General features: G+C 31.6%; 18 protein-coding genes. 8 read left to right on the forward strand and 10 right to left on the reverse strand.

Going from position 1 to position 17,395, the window contains the following annotated elements; translation table 11 throughout:
• Positions 1–54 precede the first annotated feature (54 nt).
• Positions 55–801, reverse strand: coding sequence for an SDR family oxidoreductase (locus tag ACAM25_RS10605; protein WP_369609694.1), 747 nt, complete (start codon positions 799–801; stop codon positions 55–57).
• Positions 802–880: 79 nt separating this feature from the next.
• On the opposite strand from ACAM25_RS10605, the gene ACAM25_RS10610 reads away from it, so the two are divergent.
• From ACAM25_RS10610 to ACAM25_RS10620, 3 genes are read left to right on the forward strand one after another with little or no spacing between them, the layout of a single operon-like run.
• Positions 881–1,330: a hypothetical protein gene (locus ACAM25_RS10610; protein WP_369609695.1), complete on the forward strand. Its 450-nt coding sequence runs from the start codon at positions 881–883 to the stop codon at positions 1,328–1,330.
• Positions 1,331–1,354: 24 nt separating this feature from the next.
• A complete protein-coding gene (locus ACAM25_RS10615; protein WP_369609696.1) occupies positions 1,355–1,750 on the forward strand; it encodes a hypothetical protein in 396 nt (131 codons plus the stop codon).
• A complete protein-coding gene (locus ACAM25_RS10620; protein WP_369609697.1) occupies positions 1,747–2,382 on the forward strand; it encodes a hypothetical protein in 636 nt (211 codons plus the stop codon). Before ACAM25_RS10615 ends, ACAM25_RS10620 begins: the two co-directional genes overlap by 4 nt.
• On the opposite strand, the gene ACAM25_RS10625 is transcribed toward ACAM25_RS10620, so the two are convergent.
• Genes ACAM25_RS10625 through ACAM25_RS10645 form a run of 5 tightly spaced genes read right to left on the reverse strand, consistent with a single transcriptional unit; the run spans position 2,365 to position 10,150 of the window.
• The gene (locus ACAM25_RS10625; protein ID WP_369609698.1) at positions 2,365–4,479 is read right to left on the reverse strand and encodes a malto-oligosyltrehalose synthase; all 2,115 of its coding nucleotides are present in this window, start codon (positions 4,477–4,479) and stop codon (positions 2,365–2,367) included. The genes ACAM25_RS10620 and ACAM25_RS10625 overlap by 18 nt on opposite strands.
• Positions 4,480–6,627, reverse strand: a complete 2,148-nt coding sequence (glgX, locus tag ACAM25_RS10630) for a glycogen debranching protein GlgX (protein WP_369609699.1) — start codon at positions 6,625–6,627, stop codon at positions 4,480–4,482.
• A 31-nt stretch (positions 6,628–6,658) separates the two neighbouring features.
• Positions 6,659–8,326, reverse strand: coding sequence for a malto-oligosyltrehalose trehalohydrolase (gene treZ, locus ACAM25_RS10635; protein WP_369609700.1), 1,668 nt, complete (start codon positions 8,324–8,326; stop codon positions 6,659–6,661).
• Positions 8,313–8,885: a hypothetical protein gene (locus ACAM25_RS10640; protein ID WP_369609701.1), complete on the reverse strand. Its 573-nt coding sequence runs from the start codon at positions 8,883–8,885 to the stop codon at positions 8,313–8,315. The genes treZ and ACAM25_RS10640 overlap by 14 nt, the downstream gene beginning before the upstream one ends.
• Complete coding sequence (locus ACAM25_RS10645; RefSeq protein WP_369609702.1) at positions 8,882–10,150, reverse strand: hypothetical protein; 1,269 nt, start codon at positions 10,148–10,150, stop codon at positions 8,882–8,884. Before ACAM25_RS10645 ends, ACAM25_RS10640 begins: the two co-directional genes overlap by 4 nt.
• A gap of 34 nt (positions 10,151–10,184) precedes the next feature.
• Between ACAM25_RS10645 and ACAM25_RS10650 the strand changes: the two genes are divergently transcribed.
• From ACAM25_RS10650 to crn1, 3 genes are read left to right on the forward strand one after another with little or no spacing between them, the layout of a single operon-like run.
• The gene (locus ACAM25_RS10650) at positions 10,185–10,559 is read left to right on the forward strand and encodes a putative metallopeptidase (RefSeq protein WP_369609703.1); all 375 of its coding nucleotides are present in this window, start codon (positions 10,185–10,187) and stop codon (positions 10,557–10,559) included.
• A 24-nt stretch (positions 10,560–10,583) separates the two neighbouring features.
• The gene (locus ACAM25_RS10655) at positions 10,584–11,672 is read left to right on the forward strand and encodes an S-methyl-5-thioribose-1-phosphate isomerase (protein WP_369609704.1); all 1,089 of its coding nucleotides are present in this window, start codon (positions 10,584–10,586) and stop codon (positions 11,670–11,672) included.
• A gap of 29 nt (positions 11,673–11,701) precedes the next feature.
• A complete protein-coding gene (crn1, locus tag ACAM25_RS10660; protein ID WP_369609705.1) occupies positions 11,702–12,253 on the forward strand; it encodes a CRISPR-associated ring nuclease Crn1 in 552 nt (183 codons plus the stop codon).
• On the opposite strand, the gene ACAM25_RS10665 is transcribed toward crn1, so the two are convergent.
• Positions 12,242–13,141 (reverse strand): S1C family serine protease, encoded by a 900-nt coding sequence (locus tag ACAM25_RS10665; RefSeq protein WP_369609706.1) that lies wholly within the window; start codon positions 13,139–13,141, stop codon positions 12,242–12,244. The genes crn1 and ACAM25_RS10665 overlap by 12 nt on opposite strands.
• Positions 13,142–13,178: 37 nt before the next feature.
• Complete coding sequence (locus tag ACAM25_RS10670) at positions 13,179–13,889, reverse strand: hypothetical protein (protein WP_369609707.1); 711 nt, start codon at positions 13,887–13,889, stop codon at positions 13,179–13,181.
• A 97-nt stretch (positions 13,890–13,986) separates the two neighbouring features.
• On the opposite strand from ACAM25_RS10670, the gene ACAM25_RS10675 reads away from it, so the two are divergent.
• Together ACAM25_RS10675 and ACAM25_RS10680 are read left to right on the forward strand one after the other, a co-directional pair.
• Positions 13,987–15,072, forward strand: coding sequence for an acyl-CoA dehydrogenase family protein (locus ACAM25_RS10675; RefSeq protein WP_369609708.1), 1,086 nt, complete (start codon positions 13,987–13,989; stop codon positions 15,070–15,072).
• Positions 15,072–15,488: a hypothetical protein gene (locus ACAM25_RS10680; RefSeq protein WP_369609709.1), complete on the forward strand. Its 417-nt coding sequence runs from the start codon at positions 15,072–15,074 to the stop codon at positions 15,486–15,488. The genes ACAM25_RS10675 and ACAM25_RS10680 overlap by 1 nt, the downstream gene beginning before the upstream one ends.
• On the opposite strand, the gene ACAM25_RS10685 is transcribed toward ACAM25_RS10680, so the two are convergent.
• Both ACAM25_RS10685 and ACAM25_RS10690 read right to left on the reverse strand, forming a co-directional pair.
• On the reverse strand, positions 15,478–16,830 hold the full coding sequence (locus tag ACAM25_RS10685; RefSeq protein WP_369609710.1) for an ATP-binding protein: 1,353 nt from the start codon (positions 16,828–16,830) through the stop codon (positions 15,478–15,480). The genes ACAM25_RS10680 and ACAM25_RS10685 overlap by 11 nt on opposite strands.
• Positions 16,831–16,834: 4 nt before the next feature.
• Positions 16,835–17,332 carry a hypothetical protein gene (locus tag ACAM25_RS10690; RefSeq protein ID WP_369609711.1) on the reverse strand — a complete coding sequence of 166 codons (498 nt, stop codon included), beginning with the start codon at positions 17,330–17,332 and terminating at the stop codon, positions 16,835–16,837.
• Positions 17,333–17,395: the final 63 nt, after the last annotated feature.

Below are 17,395 nucleotides of genomic sequence, written 5' to 3' on the forward strand. Positions count from 1 at the left end.
TCAAAATTAAAACAAAAATTTAAACATTTTACTTAGAAAATGGTAATTATAATGTCAAATTGAATGAGTTAAATTATCTATCCTTCCTCCGTCGGCAACAATTACTTGCCCAGTGATATATCTTGCTTTATCGCTTGCTAGAAATACTACAATATTAGCTATGTCTTCAGGCTTTCCAGTAGTATGCAACATAGTCTTATTTCTAAAGATTTCCCTTAGCTTCTCTTTTTCTTCTTCACTTTTACCTCCTAATGTCATATCAGTCTCTATCCATCCTGGTGCTACAGCATTTACTCTTATTCCATATTTGCCTAATTCAAATGCTAATCTTCTTGTAAGAATTATAATTCCAGCCTTTGTTATTGCATAAAAAGTAGTCCCTTCAGCAGCTGTACCTATCCCAGCATTGCTTGCAATATTTATTATAGACGCTGATTTTGACTTTTTAAGCATTGGAAGAAACTCATAAGTTACATAAATTGTTCCATTTAAATTGACTTTAAGCATTCTTTCGTATTTCTCCTCATCAAACTGTTCAAATGGCATTAAATACCATATTCCTGCGTTATTAACAAGAACATCAAGTTGAGGAAAAACTTTTGAGATTATTTCCTTTGCTTTTATCACCTGATTTCTATCTCCAACATCACATTTTACAGTTACTACACCCTTACTTTCCAATTCTTTTGCCCTATCTTCAGCACCATGATAAAGAACTGCAACTTTATATCCTTCTTTAATTAATGCCTCAGTTATAGCTCTTCCGATGCCTCTTGTTCCTCCGGTAACTAAAGCATACATAAAAGTTCGTTCACAAACAAAAAATATAACGTGATCGTATAGGAAATTTTATAAAAGTGAGATAATAGTTAGGTGATAAATGAAGGTTATAAAATATAACGTCAAGGTCAAGCTTGAGACAAAAGATCCAAAGAAGGAGCTTAATAAAGTTGGAGGAATTCTTATAGGAAGATTTACTAAAGATGAGAAGAAGTTTAAAGATCAATTAAATAGTATACTTCAAGGTAAAAGTAAAGTAATTGAACTTGATGGAATAAAAGCCAGTTTATCAGACTCTTCAATAGAAGTTGAAGGTATAAAATTTAGGAAATTAATAAATGTTAGAAAGTTCATTAATGAAATAGCAGAAAAATATGAAGCAAAATGCGGACAATTAAATAAATCAGAAAATTTAATGACAAAACAATGTGAAGGAGAAAATGTAAAAGTATACTTTGAAATAAAGCCAGAGAAAATTAAGCCTCAAAAGAAAGAAGAAAGTAAGAAAGAGGAAGAACAACAAAAGAACAAAACTGAAAGCAAATCTTAAATTTAGTTTTTACATATCTTCTCTATGCCTCATATAGGTGGAATTTTAGGAATAATCATAGGATTTATAATAGGATGGATAATAGCTTCAATTCCAGTCTGGTTAGCATCAAAAATAGTTAGTAGACACTCCTCCTTTGGGAGAGCAATGTTAGCCACGTTAGCTGGTTATATAGTATTTATAATAGTAGTAGGCATATTTACCGGAATAAGTGCTCTCCTAGGAAGGCCAATAATTGGGATTTTCGGAATTATAATAGCCTTCATAGCTCTTCTTGGAGTATTTAAGATATTATTTGAAACAGGTTGGGGAGGAGCATTTCTAATTGCCATCCTTTCAATAATTATAGCTTTTGTGATAGCCTTCATTCTAGGTTTAATAGGAATCTCAATACTTTCATTACATGGAGTTCCAATATGAGAAAGGTTATAGACTCATTAACTTATTATGGTATAAAACTTTACAGTTATGTTAAAGAATTAAGATTGAGTTATGAAAATTTTGAAATAGAAAAGATTGTGCTTAACCCACTTTATAAGTACTCATGCCAATGTTGTGTAGATGGTTTTTATCAGCAATATTTATGGAGTAAGGGAAGGGATTATGTAATTAGACTTGGTATATACAATCCTAAATGCAGAGTTCCACCTGAAATTGAACTAGGTAGACAATATGATCATGAGATAAGAGGAATTGTTTTACATCCAAACCATCACGGTTTTTCTCTTCTAGATAAAAAATTAGAGTACGTATACGAATTTGCTGAATACCATGATTTACCTTTAGTTATTCATTCGCCAAATGAGAGAGAAATAAAGAAAGTGTTAGAATATAAAGTAACTATAATCGTTGTTTCTTCGTCAAATAATTTTTCACTTAGTATCCCAAACGTATATTACATTAAAGATAAACCACTCAACGAAAGAGATATTTACGGTAGTGGAAGTCCTTATAACAACAAAGATTTGATAGAAAGCTTAAAAGAAAATTCAAGTTTTTACAATGAGAGAAGTTTTTATTATTTAGCAAAAGAATTATTTGACAAGAACTAAAGGAAGTTTGCCTACTTTAACCTTGCCTTTCACCTTTTTATTAGTTATAACATCAGTGTACTCATCTTCAATTGTAACTTCAAAATCTCTATTCAATGTTTTTACAATCACTAAAACCTTGTCTCCCCTCATAAATCCACATAAACCTTTAGATAGTTTCAATGGCTTATATTCTCCCTTAATAAATAAATCACCGAAGTCTCTCCTTAAAGAAAGCAAAACCTTTGTTACGTATGCCTTTATTTTTCCATTTTCAAATAATTTATCGTCAAATTTTTCTGGAATCTCTCCAAAAGTCACTGGCCTTCTATTATCTGGATCTGTCAACAGATATCTAAAGTTCTCTAAACCTTGATAAAAGTCAGCTACCCCTGGAGACATTACTTTTAAAGTTAATAGGGAAAGTGACTTTACCTTTCCCATGTCGTCAATTTTATTTTCAAATTCTAAGAAACTTTCTTTAAATTTCTGATTCTCAAACATTTTATCTATTAAACTTGTTATCTTATTTTCATAGTCTTTATTTGGGTTTATCCAATCAGTGTTAACTTTAGCCTCTCTTAATGCCTTTATCATATGTGCCTTTAATCTTTCTTTGTACTCCTCATTAAATCCTTCGAAACTACCTACTATAGTCTGATACAGCCTATACTCATCATTTTTATCAATATTAGGATTAAGTATACTATGCCACTCGTTTACTTTTTTACTCCACTCATCCGGGATCTCTGAAATAGCACTAATTCTCATTCTCACGTCTTCACTAAATTTCGTGTCATGAGTAGAAGTAGCATTAAACGATAAAGTACCGATTCTGTTGATGTTAAATTCATGAAACTTCTCACAAGGAATTGAATAATAATGAAGATCACTTCCAACCTCATTTAACGAGATTAATCTAGAATAAATAAACAAAACTGTGTCCTCATATGATTTAGCGAATACTGCAGGCATATATTGCTGTAACTTCATGAAAGCCTTAATATTATTCTTCATTTTTTCATATATAGTTTGATTGCAATTCTTTACTATTATTTCATCTCTCCTGTCCTTTTCTGTGATATATGTTCTATAAACTTTCAAACATGAGAGAAATTCTTTTAGTTCCTCATAACTTACGTTTAACATTTTAGCTAATCTTTCTATGTCATGTTTAAACATTATATCAATAATTTTTTTCTTTGTTTCTATAATTAATTTATCTAAGTCAATTTTTATTATTTCCTCGTATATCTTGCTCATTTTTTCTTCGTTAGCTGTGAATAATAAGTTGGAATAATTTAGAAAATCATATCCAGTAGTCCCTTCAATGAAGTCCCACCTTAGCTTCTCGCCAATCGAAAGTATCTTTTCAACAAAAATCAGCTTCCCTTTTGATTTAGCTTTTAGTTTCCTTAAATATCCCTCTGGGTCAAATAGCCCATCTATATGATCTACCCTATAAGCATCAACATTAAATGACAAGATTTTTGAGTGTGACTCATCAAAAACCCAATCCACTTCTTGCCTTACGGCTATGAGTTCATTAACTGCGAAAAACCTCCTATAACTAGGATACTCTTTCCAATCGACAAGTTCATAATACTGGTTTTGTAAAAGTGTATTGATATCGTTTAAATATCTCTTACTTTCATCATTAATAGGAAAAAGATTCCCGTAATAATCTATGAAAGGTTCACCATTAACATAAGTAATTTTGAAATTCTTATCACCTAAAATTGGAATCCTTATTTTCCCTTCCTCTTCATAAAAATCAAAATACTCATAATAACGACTTTTCTTTCCATTCTTTAATACATCCATTAACCTCCAATTAGTATGATGAACAGCCATATGGTTTGGGACAATATCTTGAATTATCCCTAAGCCTTTTCTTTTTGCTTCTTCAATAAGTTTTACATATTCTTCTTCTCCCCCTAACTCATCATTTATAACACTATGATCAACAACATCATAATCATGTGTGCTTCCTGGTCTAGCCTTTAAGACTGGAGATAAATAAAGATGAGTAATTCCAAGTTTTACAAAGTAATCAAGTTTTTCTCTTATATCTCTAAATTTCATTGGCTGTAATCTATAAGTGGAAAGTAATTGCATTTAATACTCAATCCTCCTATAAACTAATGCTGTTCTTCCCTCAATTTCTAATTCCTTTCCTCCTTCTACAATTTTTTCATCATCTCTAATATCCCGTAGGTAAGAAGATACAACTAAACTCCATTTACCATGAGGAAACTTGAACTTAACATTATTCGGAGAACCATTTAGTATTATAAGAAAAGTATCATCTGCTATTCTCTCTCCTTTCTCATTTATTTCATCCATTACGCTTCCTTCAAGAATATATGCAATGAAATTTGTTGGTGATTTCCATGTTTGTTCGTCAACCTCATTACCGTCAGGTTTAAGGAAAGTTACATCCTTTAAAGGCATTCCATGAAGCTTTTTGCCTTGAAAATATCTAGCTCTCCTAAATATTGGATGTGCCCTATAAAAGTATATCATGTTTCTTACAAAATCATGAAATTTTAACTTCCTTTCATCTAAATTCCAGTTAAACCAACTTATTTCATTATCTTGACAGAAAGCGTTATTATTTCCTTTTTGAGTTCTACTTATCTCATCTCCTCCTAAAATCATTGGTGTACCTTGACTTACAAATAAAGTAATTATGAAATTTCTCTTTTGTTTTTCTCTGCAAAATACCACATTATTGTCATTTGTATCTCCTTCAGCACCGCAGTTCCAGCTATAATTTTCATTCATTCCATCTTCATTATTAAGTCCATTAGCTTCATTATGTTTCTGATTATAACTTACTAAATCCTCTAAAGTAAATCCGTCATGGGAAGTTATATAGTTTATACTTGCAAAAGGTGTCTTGTTGTTTCCAGCGTATAGATCTGGAGAACCCATAAGCCTATTTGCTAACTCTTCATAGGGAATTGCCTCACCTCTCCAAAACCTTCTTATAATATCTCTATACTTACCGTTCCATTCAGCCCATTGATAAGGAAAATTACCAACTTGATAACCTCCTGGTCCAACATCCCATGGTTCAGCAATTAATTTTACTTGAGAAAGAACAGGGTCTTGTTGAATAGCTACGAAGAAAGTTGACAACATATTAACACTATATAACTGTCTAGCTAATGCTGCTGCTAAATCAAATCTAAAACCATCAACATGCATTTGTAATACCCAATATCGTAAACTATCTAGCACCATTTGCAAAACTCTAGGATGACTTAAGTTCAATGTATTTCCCGTACCAGTAAAATCTAGATAATATCTCTTATTCTTAGGATCTAGCATATAGTAAGCTAAATTATCAATACCTTTAAAAGAAATAGTTGGACCTAAATGGTTTCCTTCAGCAGTGTGATTATAAACTACATCAATTATTACTTCAATTCCAGCATTATGCAACTCATTTACCATTTCTTTAAACTCTTTCACCTGCTCTCCAAGACAGCCGGAAGAGGAATACCTACACTCTGGTGAAAAATAATTTATTGGATTATAACCCCAGTAATTTCTTAACCCTTTCTCAACAAGAAATCTTTCATCGACAAAGTGATGCACAGGCATTACCTCAACAGTGGTAATGCCTAAATCTTTTAAGTATTCGATCATTTGCTTTGACGCTAGACCTTTGTATGTACCTCTTATATTTTCCGGCAGATCCATTCTTAGCTTAGTAAAACCCTTAACATGGACTTCATAAATAACCATATCCTTCAGCGAGATTTTTTTCCTTCTAAAGAAGTGATCATCATCCCAATCAAAATTTGGATCAATAACAACACTCTTTGGAACAAACTCGTCATCTGGTCTTTCATCAAAGGATAAGTCTTGATTTTGATCACCTATCTTATATCCAAATACTGCATCATTCCAAACTACATTACCATTTATAGCCTTAGCGTAAGGATCTATCAGTACTTTGTTAGGATTAAATCTTAATCCCTCTTCTGGTTTGTATGGACCATAAACTCTGTAAGCATAAAGTTGACCAGGCATAATACCGGGTACAAAAACATGCCATATATCTCCAGTTCTTTGTTTTACTTCTATAACCTCTTTTGGATACTTTTGATTAGTCTGTGAATATAGTAATAGTTCAACTTTTGTTGCATTTTCAGAGAATAATGAAAAGTTAACCCCGTCTTCATCTTCAATCCATGTTGCACCCAAAGGGTAAGGTTCTCCAGGTCTTAAAGGTATGTCCTTATATATAAACATACTGAAACTTTAGATAAAGGAATATTTAACGTTATATTAAATAAACCCCAACGCCTTTATTTACAGTTATTTTTTGACCTTTTCCTACTTTTGCAGGAAAATTAGTTGTTGAAAGAATAAGATTTCCTTTAGCTGGTGAAACTAACTCCGTGTTTGCAAAGGAAACTAAAAGCATTATTTTCTCCATAACTATTGATAACCAGTTTTCCCCTTTATTCACTTTTACATTCCTAGAACACTTATTACCAAACTCCTTCCTTATATTAATTAATTTCTTATAATATTCTAATATTTCAATATCTATATTCCAACTCAACTTACTCTTTTCAAAAGCTTCATCAGATTGAGGATCTATAGTTTGCCCATTCTCCCTAAGTCTTCCTTCTCTTACTCCTTTTATTAAAGTCGGGTCAGAAAAATCTGAAAAGAAAAGAAAAGGGTTCTTTTCATAATACTCTTCACCCATAAAAATCATGGGAATGAAGGGTGATAAAATATATAGAGCTGAGGCAATTTTATAACTTTCCTTGTCTACTAACAATGAAATCCTTTCTCCGTTTCCTCTGTTTCCAACTTGATCATGATTTTGAATATAAACTACAAATTTACAAGCATCTAAGTTTCCCACTGGCATACCATGAGTCTTTTTCCTAAAATTAGAATATTTACCATCATAGACAAAAACATCCGTATATGCTTTCACTATATCATCAAGACTTCCGTAATCACTATAATATCCATTCTTTTCTCCAGTTATATAGGCATGAATTGAGTGGTGAAAATCATCAACCCATTGCGCATCAATATTATATCCACACTCCTTCCTAATGATTTTAGGATCATTAAGATCGCTTTCAGCTATTACAAACTTTCCTAAACTATGGGCTATTTCACTAATTTCCTCTAGTATATGCTTTGGAGAGAAATCATATATTGCATGAACAGCATCCAGTCTTAGGCCATCTACGTGAAAAATCTCTAGCCAGAATCTGACATTTTCTAGTACAAATTTCCTAACTTCATCACTATAAGCGTCATCAAAATTAAACGTCAAACCCCATGGTGTTTTATATCTTGAGGAAAAATAAGGGCCTAATATTGTCATATAATTTCCTTCTGGACCTACATGGTTGTAAACTACATCTAAAATTACAGATAGTCCTCTCTTATGAGCTTCATCAGTAAATTTCATGAACGCATAAGGGCCTCCGTAAGAGTTTTGGACAGCATATAAGTAAACTCCATCATATCCCCAGTCCTTTTTGCCCGGGAATTGAAAAACTGGCATAACTTCTACTGCTGTTACTCCTAAATCAACTAAATAATCAAATTTTTCTATAGCAGAATAAAAAGTTCCTTCTTTTGTAAAAGTTCCAACATGAATCTCATAAATAATCAAATTTTTAGGGTCAATCTTTACGTCTTTACTATCCCAATTATACTGCAGAGAAACTAATTGAGATTTTCCATGAACGCCTTCTGGCTGATATCTCGATGCTGGATCTGGAATTTCTCCTTTGTTGGTAAGAAAGGAATATTTGTCTCCTTCTTTAGCTTTAACTGTAGCAGTAAAGTAACCTTTTTCGTCTTTTTCCATTTTATATTTGTTACCATTTATCAAAAGGAACACTTCTGACTGATAAGGAGCCCAAAGAGTAAACTCTACTTCTTCATTATCCAAAAATTTAGGTCCGAACATAAAATAAAGTATGAAACATAAAATATAATTCTATATACGAGAGAGGAGCTAAAAACCATGCTGAAATTATTTGAGAAAAAGTGTGTGCTTTTAATTTATATCTAGATATCGAAATAAGTACACCAAAGAGATAAAGAGGGATATAATAAATGCCTAGAATAAAGACAAGTAAAGTTATTCCACCAACAGTAGTACTTACATGGACGCTAATTTTAAACTTCAGTGTTATCAGTAGAATTATTATAGTATTTATAATGTAAATTAGAAGAATTTTAAACAAAACATCCTCTTTTACTAAAATTAGTCCAATTATGTATGAAAATATTGAAAGAGAAATGGGAATAAACCTCTCCTCTTTTCTGCTAACATAAATGTCAGTAACCTTTTTTGCTTTTACCATAAAAAATACAATAAGAAAGGGAATTATTGAATAAAAAATTGTAATTATCAGAAGAGAATAATATTCTAAGTGCAAGAAAGTTACTGTAATAGAAAACACGATAAAAGTTACTACTGAAGGATGAAATAAAGCTGATAGAACTTCATGTAGTTTTTTCAATTCTCTCCCTTCAGATAATTTTCAACTAAGCTAATAAAATATGGGTAATTGTATTTCTCTTCTTGATTAATTAAGGATAATTTATCTTTTCCATACATTCTTTCTCTCTTTATAGTGGCATAGACTTTACCATTGATTTCTAAGTCTATATCAGCAAAATATCTTAAACAATAAATTAATTCCTCAACACTTCCTTTACCATTCCTAAGTTCTTTTAATAATACAGTTTTAATCTTTTGATGAGCAGAGTTATAAACACCTTGATCACAAGTTAGTAAAATCACATTTGGATAATGTCCTTTTAAATCCATTGCCTCTTTAATTAATTTAATATCAGATCCTAGTTTTTTATTAACATACCCTGCTGGAATTGTATTATGGATTTTCTTAAAACTATCCATTCCTAGATTACCTATATATAACTTTTTATCATTTTTCTGAGTAGTATTAAGCATATTTTCTAGCTCAGAATAAGTTGATGAAGAAAAAAGAATTTGATTCCCATTCTTTATGAGATTACTCAATCGATTACCTAGATTAATATAAACGTTTACATCTGCTATAAAGTAATTATCTTTATCACTTGCTAGTCTTTTTATATTATCTTCTGCCTCATATACAAAAAAGCCAGACCTAACTAAGCATGTCTTATATTCATTAGCAAGTTGAGAAATCTCCGAAAGTTTATTCCCATCGTAAGTTAAGGAAATGCTTCCTTCTTCACTTTTTAAATTTAAAACAATTTCATTACCTAAAAGCAAGTAAAGATTTAGAAGAGCCCTTATCCCTTCTCTTCCTAATTCCACATTTTTATTACCACCTTTGATGGTTTGCGGAGGATCATAAGAAATCAAGGAACTATTCCTAAGATCATAAATTCTCACATCAGTAAAAGGAGCATAACCAAATATCCTATATCCTTCCTCCTCTTTCTCTAGATAAATATACCTAATTTCATGAGCATTTGAATAAGTATATACAGCTAAAGCCATATATTTTCTTCCTGGCGTAATATCAGCAACATCTATTTTTAAGTCCTTCAACTTATTTCTCCATTCTTCTATTCCTCTACCCATAATCTTTTCTGTTACTTTAGCATTTATCCCTAAAACTTTCAGTATCTCTGCAATTTTACTGTAATCCCTTTTTGATTGTTCTTCGGCTAATATCACAATTTCATCTGGTTTAAGTCCAGTAAAGACTTCAGTTAAAATAGCATTAGTAGTTGTCACAAGCTTATTAGAGCCTAAGGTAGCTAATATCATATATATTAAACAATACTTCAAAATATAAAACATAATGAAGTTTGAATACGCTGAAGATGTTAGAAAATTAGCCGAAATAATAAATGAAAAATTTAATTTAGGATTAGATTTAACCAAAGTGATATTTATAAGAAGTCAAGGATCAAAAACTAGAGCAATCGCCAGAACCTTAATGCTACCTTCACAATGGAGATTTGTCTTATCTCCAAACATACTTTACATAATTGAAGTAATTTCAGAAAAATATGATAAATTGTCTTGTGAAGAAAAGGCTTACGTCACCCTTCACGAACTAACACACATACCAAGAACTATGAAAGGAGGATTAAGAAACCATTCGCACTCTCAATTCAAAAAGTTGAAGAAGCCACCTTATAAAGAGCTAAAAGAAATATGCAAACATATTTAATTTTCTAACTGAAAATGAAAAACAATGGTCTCATTAGAAGAATTAAAGGCTATTTTTAAACCAAAATTAAGACCAATAATTTGGAAAGAAGATACTTTAACCCTTTTAGATCAATCAGCCTTACCATTTCAAACAGTCTATATAGACGTTAAAACTCCAGAAGAAGTAGCTAGAGCAATAAAACTAATGCAAGTCAGAGGAGCACCAGCCATAGGAATAACAGCTGGATATGGAATGGTCTTAGCATTAACATCTTCAAAACCATCAACACTTAATGAAGCTATAGAAACTTTAGTAAAAGCAAAACAAATAATGGATCAAGCTAGACCTACTGCAGTAAATTTAAGCTGGGCAACATCAAGAATGTTAAACTTTGCAAAAAAGAAAATTGATGAGGGCGAAGCAAAAAACGTGAATGAGCTTATTCAGTTGATGAAGGAAGAGGCTAACAGAATATTTGAGGAAGAATTGGATGCTGAACTTAAAATAGGTATGTATGGTTTAGAAAAAATAAACGAAGGAGATACTATATTAACTCAATGTAATGCTGGTGGTTTAGCTACTGGGACTGGTTTAGGTACAGCATTGGCTCCAGTAAAATTAGCTCATTATTTAGGAATGAAAGTTTCAGTAATTGCACCAGAGACAAGACCTTGGTTACAAGGCAGTAGATTGACTGTTTATGAGTTAATGGCAGAAGGCATACCAGTTACTCTAATTACAGACACTGCAGTTGGATTAGTTATGTATAAAAACATGGTGAATAGCGTTATGGTTGGTGCTGATAGAATATTAAAAGATGGACACGTGTTTAACAAAATAGGCACATTTAAGGAGGCTGTAATTGCACATGAACTTGGAATACCATTCTATGCTTTAGCTCCTTCATCTTCTTTTGATTTAAAGAGTAAGGCTGATGAAATTAAGATTGAGGAAAGAGATCCTAATGAAGTGAGAACTATAAGAGGCATTCCAACAGCACCAGAAAACGTAAAAGTATATAATCCCGTATTTGACGTAACTCCACCAAAGTATGTTACTGCATTAATAACGGAGAAAGGAGTCATCTACCCACCATTCGAAAAGAACGTGCCTAAAGTACTTGGTCTATAATTTTTATGCCTCTGCTCAATCTTGATTATATGGTAAAACTTATAGCTACACTAGGCACTAGTCCTGGAGGCGTATTTGAGACCTACACAAACTTAATCAACGGGAACTATGAAAGTGATAATCCAAGTAAAGTTGAAATAGATACAATCTATCTAATAAGAACTTTAGATAAAGACGTTGAATTTGCCTTTAAATTAGTAAAAGCATTATTCATTTGTCAAAAGATTCCCTCAGAAGTTGTAGAAATTAAGATAAATATCTCTGACATAACTAATAAGCAAGAGTATGAACAGTTCAAGTCTCAGATATTTCAAAAAATAGGTAAAGGAGATTTTGTTGATTTTACAGGTGGAAGAAAAGCTATGTCGGTAGCTGCAGCAATTCAAGCTCTAAAAAGAGATGCTTATCTAGTTACTACAATTATTCCACAGTCAGAATACAACAGAATTCAAAATAAATTGAAAGAGCTAAAAAATAAAGAGAATGAAATAAATGATATATTAGCAAATAAAAACCTTAGTTTATGCCCTGAATTAAACGAGCTAATAGTTCATGGAGCAAGAACAATACTACTCAGCTAATGCTACTGGAGTTACTTTTATTGTACCTTTATTCTTGCCTCTGATAATTTTAATCTCTATCTCACTTATTCCAGCTTCATCAATTCCAGCAACCAAATCTAACTGAGATTCTACTTTTTTGCCATTTACTTCAGTAATTATATCGCCTCTCCTAACTCCGGCTTCAAAAGCAGGACTATCTTCATCTACAGCAACTACTAAAACCCCAGTATCTGAAGGTAAATTGAAATATGTACTTATTGCCTTATTTAATTTTAAAACCCTTATACCAAGGTAAGGCCTAATATATTTTCCATTATTTTTCTCAATATTTTTTAAAAAACTAATAACTAATTTTGAAGGAATTGCAAATCCTATTCCTTGCGCATAAGGTATCATAGCAGTAACAACCCCTACAACTTCTCCTTTAGTATTTACTAAAGGACCACCACTATTTCCCGGATTTACTGCAGCATCAGTCTGCAAAACATATAAAGGATTTCCTAAAGGGGATTGAATAGTCCTATCTACACTACTTATAATCCCTAAAGTCACGCTATCTAAACCTAATGGACTTCCAACCGCTAGAACTCCCTCTCCTACCTTAACTTTTTCTTGTAATTTTAGTGGCTTTAAATCCAGCTTAACATAAAGTAAAGCTAAATCATTAAAGGGATTTATTGCAACAACATCAGCCTCACTACTAAAACCATCTCTTGAAACAACTATTATATTCCTAGCGTTTTGAATAACGTGATAGGAAGTGACAACAAAATTTTTTGAAACACTAAAACCAGAACCTAAACCTTCTGCAACTGATGGCATAAGAAATTCATCTAAAGTTAATTGTTTAGTCAGTATTGTTACAACTGACTTTGAAACTTCTTCCACTACTGCCGAATAGTCCATGAATATTAGTCGAACATGAAACTTAAAAAACCTCGTTCTACCATATTTCTACTGAAGAACCGTTAATGACAATTTTTCTAGCCTCATACTTTTCCTCAAACTCTCTTATTTTGGATATAACATCTAACTTAGGCTCTTTTATTTCATATCTATTCTTTAAAAATTTTGAAGAGATAAAAGAGAGCAAGTTAACGTCTGGTGGAGAAATCAAATTCCCATCAACATAAACTCTATCATTAAGTATTGCTACTATCCCTCTATTGATGAAATAACTAGCATAATATATTAAATTACAATTTCCAATTATTAGTGGTCTGAATAATTCATGCAAATACATAAGTAATGTAATAAGGCCAGATTCACCACAACTAAGATTGTAGACTAAATTGTTAATAACTACCCATCCATCCTTTTCTATTATTCTTAACTCCTTAACGGAAGTATGTTTTATTATGAAAGAAAGAAGATCCAAATCTTTTCCGTAAAAGAAAACCTTCCTCTCATTTAATAATTTAGAAATGTATACTATTTTATCAAAATTTTGTAAGAGAAAATCTTGTGAAGAATAAATTGTAAGATTTCCTATCTCAAAAAAGTTATTATATAAGTATACTGTTACATCACTCTTTTCAATTTTCTCCAAGAGTTCGTCCATAGGAATAACATCTCTACATACAACCTTACTTTTGCCAAAATCAATTTCAAATTCCCTAATCTTAACATTATATTTCTTTAGTAGTCTTTCCACACTTAATTTATATACTTTTTCACTTTAAAATAATTCCTTCATTAAAGCAAGTTTTATATTGGAAAATTTTAAAACCATATAAAAATCAACAAAATATATGTCAGAAGAGGCAGAACTTATTGTTCAATCTGCAAGTGAAATATCAAAACAACTTGATTCTACAAGTGAAGAACAAGGAATTTTTCCAACTAAAAACCTTGAATTACTAGCACAGCAAGGTTTTATGGGAATCTTAGTACCAAAACCTTATGGATTAGGATTACCGGCAAAAGTATTCGTTGATATAGTTAAAACGATAGCAAAAGCCTCTCCTTCAACAGCATGGATTTATGTAACTCACGTTGCATCAACAATAGCACTTAACACTTTTGCAAACTCACAATTAAAAGACAAGTACATGAAAGATCTTGTTGAAGGAAAGTTACTCATTGGAGCTGCGGGAACTGAAAGCGTAGGAGGAGCTATAAATGCTGTACTGAATACAATGGCAGAGTTAAAAGGTGATAAGTATGTGATAAATGGTACTAAAACCTTCATAACTGGTGCGGGAAAGCTTGATTTATATTTACTTATTTCAAAAGTTCAAGGAGCTCAAAAGCCTGGCGTGTTTTTACTTGAAAAAAGCCAAATAAAGGAAGGTCAAAAGTTCGTATCTTTAGGAATGAAAGGAATTTCCTGGGGAGAACTAATAATTGAAAATGCCGAAGTTCCTAAAGAATATATGATAGTTGATGATGCTGTGAAGTTCCTAGGAGTATTAGGAAGAGTAGGAATGCTAGGTGCTTCAGCTATAGCTTATGGATTAGCTGAAGGTGCTTATGAAGAGGCATTAAATCATGTTAAAAATAGGAAATTAGGACAAAACACACTTTCATCTTTTGAAGGTGTACAAATATACTTAGCTGAAATGTCAGCAAAAGTTGAAGCAATGAAACAAATGGTTTATAATGCTGCTGATCAATATTCATCACAAAATCCATTACCTGCAATACTTAAGGCTAGAATATTTAATACTGAAACAGCATTAGAAGTAATTGATAAAGCACTAAGAATTACCGGTGGTCATGGATTTAGTAATGCACTTAAAATAGAAAAATATTATAGAGATGTAAGGGCAACGATGTTACATTTCCAGACTTTAGAAATATCAAAGAAGGTTTTAGGAGGGCTGTTAATAGCATAATGCCCATAAGAGATGAAAGAACCTATGCAAAAATGAGTTTTAATGATTTTTTAGTTTCATACGAAAGATTAAAGAAAGGTGAATTAAAACTTTCAGCCTTTAGAGCATATAAAGCTGAAAGAAGAATGTTACAGTCTTTGGCTATGAAACATAATTTACACAGAAATGATACAAAATGTGCTGTGCCAAAAAAGGAAATGTTAAAAGTTGCAAGAGAATTAGAGAATCTTTATCAAGGCATATATTTAATGACTGAAAAAGCATTAGAACTTTTTGATGAGTGGAAAAATAATAATGCAAAAGAAGAAGATATAAAAAATCTTCTAGTAATGCTTCCATATGAATGGTTAAATATACATTTGTCAAAAGAAGAAATTAAAAAAATAAAAGAACTTCAAGATAAACTCAAGTCATAACAACCTCATTCCCTCTATTCGAAACGACTAAACCTTTCAATATGCTTCTAACTTTTTCCTCTAATATTTCATTATCACCTTGCAAAATTCTAACAACCTCCATTGTTGACATCTCAACCTTATTAACGCCTTGTGGAACTTCTAGTGAAGAAGAATTAGTAATAACAAACCTATGTTTTACTACGTATTCTCTCTTTTCGTGTTCTACAGTCGTAACATAACCTAGGAGCTTAAGCTCATCATCTTCTATATTTTCATTATTGTAAAGTTTTACTAAACCTATATAAGCATCATTATCTACAATGAAGAACAAACCAACCACAAAGCTCTTACCCTTTATCTCAATTCTCTTCCCTCTAGGGTGAACGTATGTAATATTAAATTCTCTTGAAAGAGAGGATAACGAATCTCTTACAAGTTTCTCTAGATTTTTAGAGTCTTCACTAACATCCCTTAAACTATAGGAAGTTCTTATTTTATTTTTAAGACAATCAAGATTATCATTACAGTCTTTATTTGCTTTCTCTATCTCACTTCTCATAAACTGTAAAATACTACTAACAGTATTTAATTCCCTCCCTTTCCATAATGATAGAACGATAGGCAATAACTCTTCTGATAATGGTTTACAATAAGCTTCAACAATTTCCTTTATATCATCGGAAGTTAAAGAATCTAAAGATATTCTGCTCTCGTCTAGTCTCCTTCTTATGGCTAAATCTGTTATCTTACTATAAGCATCTGTAGGAATTGCCATAAGAACTGAAATTCCTAAGCCAGAATTTATAAGCCTATGAATTTTTGGAATGTGCGATTCTCTAACCTCATCAATAAGCAAAACTATCTCTGAAAAGGATTTAAAATCGGATATGAAGTTTAACATACCATCATAACTACGCTCATAATTTAAACAATAAAGTCTTAGCATTTTATCATCTTTAGCGATAATTTTGTTACATAAGGAATCTATGTGAGACCTAAAAGAGACACCAAATAATCTCTTTAGGAAAGAATATCCATATTTTTTCTTATCTTTCTCTAACATAGGATAAACAATATTTCGTACTTTCTCACCATTTACCTTACTCCAAAATTCATCTTCTATCTCATTCTTGCTAGCTAAGTCTAGGTAAAAAACGTTATGAGAAGTTGTCAAAGATTCTTCAACCTTCTTTAAAATTGTTGTCTTACCCATTCCAGGCTGTCCAATAATGGAAGCAACATCTTTGTTCTTAGCCGATTCCAATGCTTTATTTAAATATTGCCTATAAGTTGGACCAACTAAAAGGACTCCCTTAGAAGACCATGTAGTAACAGAAACTTTAGGTATATCACATATCATACTTTCACCTCTTCTTAATTATGCCATAAACTGAACCTTTCCTTACAAAACCTTCATCTCCTCCTGCAATAAGCTCATAATTACTTTCAACATAAGACCTAAACTTAGAGTAAAACTCCTCCTTAGATAATCCAAGTTCTAGCCTTATATCAGAAAGCTTCGCATAACCTAAACTGTCTTTAACTCTCTCATAAGCATTATCAAATTCGGAGAAAGACAACTTCTGTCTCTCTTCTATCATTTCTTCTAATTTTCTAATTTCTTCTCTTAACTTTCTTATTTCTGAAACTATAAGAGAAAATGGATCAACATTAAATATTTCATAAGCCTTACCTCCACCTACCTCATATTTCTTAACTAATCCTTCCCTTTCTAACTCATTTAAAACCCTTTCTAACTCCTCTGGGTCAGCTTTGATCTTTTTCTTTATTTTCGAAAAAGCAACAGGTTTGCCATCATAAAGTTCTTTAATGACAGAGATCACATCTTCCTTAGCAATCATAGCTAATTCCTTTACTGGTTTGTTTTAAATACCCTATCCCTCATGATAAAACATATTAATATG

Source organism: Sulfurisphaera javensis, assembly GCF_041154675.1.
Taxonomy (GTDB): Archaea; Thermoproteota; Thermoprotei_A; order Sulfolobales; family Sulfolobaceae; genus Sulfurisphaera; species Sulfurisphaera javensis.